The sequence below is a fragment of the Dickeya zeae NCPPB 2538 genome (genome assembly GCF_000406165.1).
Taxonomy (GTDB): domain Bacteria; phylum Pseudomonadota; class Gammaproteobacteria; order Enterobacterales; family Enterobacteriaceae; genus Dickeya; species Dickeya zeae.
This window is the reverse complement of record NZ_CM001977.1, coordinates 4,218,472-4,225,687: the sequence shown is the minus strand read 5'-3', so window position 1 is coordinate 4,225,687 and position 7,216 is coordinate 4,218,472. Positions and strand designations below refer to the sequence as shown.

The 7,216-nt window shown below is 52.1% G+C and carries 5 protein-coding genes, 2 tRNA genes, 1 rRNA gene and 1 pseudogene; 7 read left to right on the top strand and 2 right to left on the bottom strand.

From position 1 onward, the window contains the following. Positions 1 to 42: 42 nt before the first annotated feature. The 3 genes from rrf (at position 43) to DZE2538_RS18530 (ending at position 386) form a co-directional block, all read left to right on the top strand. Positions 43 to 158, top strand: a 5S ribosomal RNA gene (rrf, locus tag DZE2538_RS18540). 67 nt (positions 159 to 225) lie between these two features. Beyond that, positions 226 to 302: transfer RNA gene (locus DZE2538_RS18535), tRNA-Asp, on the top strand. 8 nt (positions 303 to 310) lie between these two features. Then, positions 311 to 386: transfer RNA gene (locus DZE2538_RS18530), tRNA-Trp, on the top strand. Between the two features lie 352 nt (positions 387 to 738). On the opposite strand, the gene hdfR is transcribed toward DZE2538_RS18530, so the two are convergent. Next, positions 739 to 1,566 carry an HTH-type transcriptional regulator HdfR gene (hdfR, locus tag DZE2538_RS18525; protein ID WP_038916956.1) on the bottom strand — a complete coding sequence of 276 codons (828 nt, stop codon included), beginning with the start codon at positions 1,564 to 1,566 and terminating at the stop codon, positions 739 to 741. A gap of 119 nt (positions 1,567 to 1,685) precedes the next feature. Here hdfR and DZE2538_RS18520 point away from each other — a divergent pair, with 119 nt between their 5' ends. After that, the gene (locus DZE2538_RS18520) at positions 1,686 to 2,024 is read left to right on the top strand and encodes a MaoP family protein (RefSeq protein ID WP_016943919.1); all 339 of its coding nucleotides are present in this window, start codon (positions 1,686 to 1,688) and stop codon (positions 2,022 to 2,024) included. 62 nt (positions 2,025 to 2,086) lie between these two features. Here the strand turns inward: DZE2538_RS18520 and DZE2538_RS18515 are convergent, their stop codons facing one another. Next, complete coding sequence (locus DZE2538_RS18515; RefSeq protein WP_038916955.1) at positions 2,087 to 3,613, bottom strand: YifB family Mg chelatase-like AAA ATPase; 1,527 nt, start codon at positions 3,611 to 3,613, stop codon at positions 2,087 to 2,089. A gap of 347 nt (positions 3,614 to 3,960) precedes the next feature. On the opposite strand from DZE2538_RS18515, the pseudogene DZE2538_RS18510 reads away from it, so the two are divergent. From DZE2538_RS18510 to ilvG, 3 genes and pseudogenes are all read left to right on the top strand, one after another. After that, positions 3,961 to 5,185: pseudogene (locus tag DZE2538_RS18510) on the top strand (MFS transporter). A 131-nt stretch (positions 5,186 to 5,316) separates the two neighbouring features. Further along, positions 5,317 to 5,415: an ilv operon leader peptide gene (gene ilvL, locus DZE2538_RS20550; protein ID WP_071526243.1), complete on the top strand. Its 99-nt coding sequence runs from the start codon at positions 5,317 to 5,319 to the stop codon at positions 5,413 to 5,415. 139 nt (positions 5,416 to 5,554) lie between these two features. After that, entirely contained in the window at positions 5,555 to 7,201 is a 1,647-nt protein-coding gene (gene ilvG / locus DZE2538_RS18505) for an acetolactate synthase 2 catalytic subunit (RefSeq protein ID WP_019845882.1), read from the top strand. Positions 7,202 to 7,216 lie beyond the last annotated feature (15 nt).

The window sequence follows — 7,216 nt, the reverse complement described above, 5'->3', positions numbered from 1 at the left end:
GACATGAAGGATTAGGGCGTTGAAAGACGTCAAAAGAATTTGCCTGGCGGCGAGAGCGCGGTGGTCCCACCTGACCCCATGCCGAACTCAGAAGTGAAACGCCGTAGCGCCGATGGTAGTGTGGGGTCTCCCCATGCGAGAGTAGGGAACTGCCAGGCATCAAATTGTGGTGTAAACAAGACACCGGTTATCGGATTGACTCCTCTGATAACATACAAAATCGGTGGTGCGGTAGTTCAGTCGGTTAGAATACCGGCCTGTCACGCCGGGGGTCGCGGGTTCGAGTCCCGTCCGCACCGCCACCCTATTTAGGGGCGTAGTTCAATTGGTAGAGCACCGGTCTCCAAAACCGGGTGTTGGGAGTTCGAGCCTCTCCGCCCCTGCCAAACCAAAAATAGCCCTTCACGTTAACGTGAAGGGTTTTTTTTCGTCCGTCGATCTCTGATTTTTCCATGCCATACTTTTTCCGTTGATAAGAACATCCTCACCGCTCTTTGGATTTATTGAACCAGGACTGGTCTTTAAGTAATTCCACAAGGCTGCTAGCGCCGAGGTTTGTGTGGGAACAGAACGGCAGAAGGGAAGGGATATAAAGGGATATAGCAGCAGATTCCTCACCGACCATATGTCTGTGACGAATAACAACATGGTGAGGTGATTATTCATATTCCGAAGCAGCCGATCATCCGAAAGCCACAGGGACTTTCAGGTAGATCGCATCATGCGCCAGATACTGCTTTAACAAGCTATGTTCAGTGGGGTTTTCAGTAACTGTTTAATCAGTTCCTGCTGGTCGCCATTTTCAAGCCAGACAGCGTAGCAAGGCCGCACTATTGTATTCGCTTCAGGAATCACGAGAAGCTCGGGATAACTCAGGGACCATTCGCTCGGTAAAAATGCGCACCCGCCAATGGCTGACATTAACTGGCGCGTCAGATGTGCGGAGGATGTGGTGAGTGACGGCACCTGATCGCCAGGTAGCCAAGGGGTTTCATATTGATGGAAATCCGCCCCCCATTCCAGCCTGATATAGGGGCGCTCCTCGGTGGGTGTATTGTTGGCTGAAGCAAATAACGACAAGGAAAAGTTACCTAATAACTGGCAGGAAAGCTCGTCCATCTTCGGCGATTCGGTGGTTATCAGTAAATCTAGCTGACGTTCATGGAGTTGCTTAATTAGCGTTTGTCGCAGTGCAATTCTGGCCTCCAGTTGTAGCAATGGACGCTGCTGGTAGAGCTCATTTAACCAGGGCGTCAGGAAGGCTTCCCAAAGCGATGCAGTCGCGCCGATGGACAGCTGACTATGTTGCTGAGAGCGAGCGACTTCCTTTTTAGCGATTTGCCAGGTACCGATCAGGTTTTCCGCATAAGGCAGCAAGCGCTCACCCGCGGGTGTCAGGCGAATATTGTTACGGTGCCGAGTGAACAAATTAGCACCGAGTTGATTTTCCAGTTGCCTGATACGGAAACTCACTGCTGACTGTGTCAGATACAAAGATTCAGCTGCCCGACCGAAGTGTCTTGTCCGGCTGACTTCCAGAAAGGTTTTCAGTAAGTCGGTATCCATGCTTTTCTCCAAAAAATTTTGTCGTCATGATTTAAATGTTTTGTTTTACAGGAAGTCAAGCCTATCTAATACTCCGCGCCATAAACGGCACGACCATATGAGAATTAGGAGCGTGTAAGATGGCGGAAAGCTTCTCAACAACTAGTCGTTTTTTTGATAACAAATTCTATCCACGTGGTTTTTCCCGGCATGGTGACTTTACGATTAAGGAAGCTCAACTGCTGGAACGCTATGGACATGCATTTAACGAACTTGATTCGGGCAAACGTCATCCGGTGACGGAAGAAGAAACCCAGTTTGTCGCAGTATGCCGTGGTGAACGTGCTGCACAGACCGAACTGGAAAAAATCTGGGCGAAGTATATCAGTCGTATTCGTCGTCCTAAACGCTTCCATACGCTGTCTGGCGGTAAACCGCAAATGGACACGGTGGAAGAATACACGGAAAGCGATGATTAATCTGAATGGGGCTCTGGCCCCATTTTCATCTCTGCTGGTTGCCGGTGAAAGCAAGAACAGGCTCATGCCAGGCTCTTGTGTAGTTGAATCAACAGACGGTCCATACAGCGATAACTGAGTGCTTCAGATAAGTGAGCGCGACGTATCTGCTCTTCTCCCCCCAGGTCCGCAATCGTACGTGAAACTTTTAGGATCCGATGCCAGGCCCTGACTGATAATCCTAACTTGCTCATCACCTCTTCCAGATAGGTGGCGTCTTCATGGTTTAGTCGGCAGTAACTGGCGATATCATCCGATTTCATTTGTGCGTTGATTCTGCCAACGCGATCCAGTTGCCGTTTTCTGGCGTCAAATACCCGAGCCCTCACAGTAGCGCTGTCTTCCCCGATACGTGTCTGCTGTCGGAGAATCCCTGGTGGTAGCAAGGGCACCTCAATAGATAAATCAAAACGATCGAGAAAAGGGCCGGAGAGCCTGTTGAGATAGCGCAGAATTTGTTGTGCTGGCATACGGTTATGGATGCCTTGGTAGTGCCCTGACGGGCTGGGATTCATGGCGGCGACTAACTGAAAGCGTGCGGGATAACACACCTTGGCGCGAGTACGAGAAATCACTATCTTACCGGATTCTAATGGTTCTCGCAGTGAATCCAGTACTCGCCGTTCAAATTCCGGCAACTCATCCAGAAACAGTACGCCATTATGTGCCAGTGAAATCTCACCTGGCTTAGGTAACACCCCTCCGCCAACCAGCGCCGTAATGGATGCGGTATGGTGAGGCGAGCGGAATGGCCTTTTGCGCCATTGCAACAGACCCGGCTGAATATCTATCAGGCTATTGATGGCTGCACTTTCCAGTGCTTCATCGTCATTAAGCTCGGGCAGTAAACCGGGCAGGCGGCTGGCCAGCATTGTTTTGCCGGTTCCCGGTGGGCCGAGTAATAGCAAATTGTGTCCGCCTGCTGCCGCGATTTCCAATGCACGTTTCGCTTGTTCCTGGCCAATGATTTCTTTCAGGTCTGGTGCTGAGGAGTGGGTGGATATGCTGTGAGGGATCTCGCTGCCACGCAGCAAGACGGTTTCCCCTTGCAGAAAAGCACAAACTTGCAGCAGGTGATTGGCCAGTAATGTATCCCCGTGGGGAATCAGGGTCATTTCCAGTTTGTTGTCTTCCGGCAGGATTAATCCCCTCCCTGCCTTTTGCGCCTCCATGGCTGCAGGAATAGCGCCATGAACGCCCCTCAGGCTGCCCGATAGCCCAAGTTCGCCGAGGAACTCATATTGCGTAAGTTTCTCGCCAGCAATTTGCTCAGAGGCTGCCAGAATGGCCAGCGCAATAGGAAGGTCATAACGTCCCCCTTCTTTCGGCAGATCCGCTGGAGCCAGATTGACGGTGATCCGTTTGGCTGGAAAGGTAAAACCGCTGTTGATTAGCGCGCTGCGTACCCGGTCTCGTGCTTCTTTGACCGTTGTTTCCGGTAAACCGACCAGCGTGAGTGCCGGCAAACCGTTGCTGATATGTACTTCGATTGAGACTTCCGGTGCCTGCATACCGATGGTTGCTCGCGTATAGGTCACTGCCAATGTCATGACTTACTCCTCCCTGTGGCGTGGGCATCATGCCTGTCTGAGCGTGTTAGCACACGGTTGATGTCGCCACGATGCGAGTCATCGTCAGAAAACAATCTGCTTTCTCAGGCGGAATTCATGAAATTGTGTGCGTGCTTCCGGATGTTGTTAATAAAGGGTTACAAGGTGGCTGGGTTCGCAACAGATTTATACTGCTTATAGCATTGCCCAATGGTCGCGATGGGCGTATTTAACAATTATTTAAATTATTGCCTGCGATTTTTACATCGCCTCATCGACTGCGGCATCATCTGCCGTTCAGCCTGCTGGGACATGCGAGTGTCTCTACTACAGGACAGGATAAAATTATGTTTGGTTGGACTCCTCTGCAGCGTAATGCCGCGATTGCCAGCTTTTTGAGCTGGGCGCTGGATGCATTTGATTTCTTCATTCTGGTTTTTCTGCTTAGCGAACTGGCTCACGCTTTTTCGGTCAACATCGAGCAGGTGACGCTGGCTATTCTGTTAACGCTGGCTGTTCGGCCTATCGGCGCATTGTTACTGGGGCGGCTGGCGGAAAAATTTGGTCGCAAGCCAATTTTAATGCTGAACATCGTGATGTTCTCCCTGTTTGAGCTGTTGTCCGCCTCGGCACCGAATATCACCGTATTTCTGCTGTTGAGAGTGCTGTATGGCGTGGCGATGGGGGGGGATTTGGGGGGTAGCATCGTCACTGGCGATGGAGACCATTCCAGACCGTTCGCGTGGGCTGATGTCCGGTATTTTCCAGGCGGGATACCCTTTTGGTTATTTACTGGCTGCGGTCGTTTACGGGCTGTTGTTTGACCATGTTGGCTGGCGTGGCATGTTTATCATTGGCGCACTTCCTATCCTGTTGTTGCCGTTTATCTATTTCTGTGTGGAAGAATCACCGGTATGGCGGGCTGCAAGGGTGCGTAAGGAAAGCACCGCGTTGCTGCCGGTGTTGAAAACACACTGGAAGCTCTGCGTCTATCTGGTGGTATTAATGGCGTCGTTCAATTTTTTCAGCCATGGCACACAGGACCTGTACCCGTCATTTTTGAAAATCCAGCACGGTTTTGATGCGAAAACCGTCAGTATGATCGCCATTAGCTACAATATTGCTTCGATTATCGGCGGCATCTTTTTTGGGACGTTATCGGAGCGTATCGGTCGGAAAAAGGCGATTATGACCGCAGCATTGCTGGCGTTGCCGGTTATCCCGCTGTGGGCATTTTCGCATGGCCCCTGGATGTTGGGGCTGGGGGCATTTTTAATACAGTTTATGGTGCAGGGGGCCTGGGGGGTAATCCCAACTTTCCTGAACGAGTTGGTGCCGAGTAACACACGGGCGGTACTCCCCGGGTTTGTCTACCAGCTCGGTAACCTGATCGCGTCAGTCAATGCCACGCTACAGGCGAGCATTGCCGAATCACATAACCATAATTATGGGCTGGCGATGGCGAGCGTGGCGGGAGTGGTCGCGATTGTGATTGCGGTGCTGGCGGCGTTCGCGGATAACAGTTGGTCAGCAAAAAAACACAGCGTGGGCACGACGCAGGTTAACGTATGAATAATAAGCCGTTTTGTGATGCAGGGCGCGATTGTCGCCCACAGTGAATGGAAAAAAGAGTTGTCACGGTATGGCTTGCTGTGATAACTCTGTAGGTATTCGTTCGACAGTAGATTAATGAACAACCTGAAATGAAAGCCTTCAACCTAGTGATTAGCCTAGTCGTGATTAGCGTGGTGGTGATTATTATCCCACCGTGCGGGGCAGCACTTGGACGAAGAATGGCTTAAAAATCAAGGCCGAATTCAAGAAAACCCCCGCACCGAAAGGTCGGGGGTTTTTTTATGGGCCGATAATGGCAATAAGGGAGCAGAACATGCCGAGTAGCATAAAATCCTGTTTTCCTCAGACAGAGTCGGGGAAATAACTATGAATGGTGCGCAGTGGGTGGTACAAGCGTTGCGGGCGCAGGGAGTGGAGACTGTTTTCGGTTATCCTGGTGGCGCGATCATGCCGGTCTACGATGCATTGTATGATGGCGGCGTGGAACACCTGCTCTGTCGCCATGAACAAGGGGCTGCGATGGCCGCGATTGGTTATGCCCGCTCCACTGGTAACGTTGGGGTGTGTATCGCGACATCAGGTCCCGGCGCGACCAACCTGATCACGGGTCTGGCGGACGCACTACTGGATTCGGTCCCTATTGTGGCCATTACCGGTCAGGTTGGCTCGGCGCTGATCGGAACGGACGCTTTTCAGGAAATCGATGTGCTCGGTCTGTCGCTGGCCTGCACCAAGCATAGCTTTCTGGTTGATTCTATCGAGTCATTACCGGAAATCATGGCAGAAGCTTTTGCTGTCGCCCGTAGCGGGCGTCCCGGGCCAGTGCTGATTGATATTCCCAAGGATATCCAACTGGCGCAGGGTGATTTTTCGCCCTGTTTTATGCCGGTGGATGACGTGATGCCGTTTTCCATCCAGCAGGTGACAGAGGCGCGAGCGATGCTGGCGCAGGCGAAAAAACCGGTGCTGTATGTGGGCGGCGGTGTGGGAATGGCGCAGGCGGTTCCGGCATTGCGCACCTTTATTGAGACCACTCAGGTTCCAGCAGTGGTGACCCTCAAAGGGTTGGGGGCAGTAGAGAAAGACTACCCCTATTATCTTGGTATGATCGGTATGCACGGTACGCAAGCGGCTAACCTGCTGGTGCAGGAATGCGATTTGCTGATCGCGGTTGGTGCCCGCTTTGATGATCGCGTGACCGGTAAGCTGAGCGCGTTTGCACCGCATGCCAGTGTTATCCACATGGATATCGACCCGGCTGAACTGAACAAGCTGCGACAAGCGCACGTGGCGCTGCGTGGTGATCTGAACCAACTGTTGCCCGCATTGCAGCAGCCGCTGAATATTGCTGAGTGGCGTCAGCATGCCGCGATGATGAAAGCCGAATATACCTGGCGTTATGACCATCCTGGCGAGGCTATCTATGCGCCGGCATTACTGCGTACGCTGGCGGATCGCATGCCGGCTGAAACAGTGGTGACCACCGATGTTGGTCAGCATCAAATGTGGGCCGCGCAGCATATGCACTTCAGCCGACCGGAAAATTTCATCACCTCAAGTGGACTTGGCACGATGGGATTTGGGGTGCCAGCAGCGGTGGGCGCGCAGGTGGCACGTCCTGACAATACCGTTATCTGTATTTCCGGTGACGGCTCTTTCATGATGAATGTGCAGGAGCTCGGCACCATCAAACGAAAACGCCTGCCGTTGAAGATAGTCTTGCTGGATAATCAGCGGCTGGGAATGGTTCGACAATGGCAACAACTGTTTTTTGACGAGCGTTACAGCGAAACCAACCTCTCCGATAACCCCGATTTTCTGATACTGGCCAGCGCTTTCGGCATTCCCGGCCAGCATATCACCCGTAAAGACCAGATTGACTCTGCCCTGGATGCGCTGCTCAACAGCGAAGGCCCTTACCTGCTGCATGTTTCCATCGACGAGAATGAGAATGTCTGGCCACTGGTGCCGCCTGGTGCCGGTAATGAAACCATGTTGGATAAGACAGAATAATGGCAGGAGACTTTC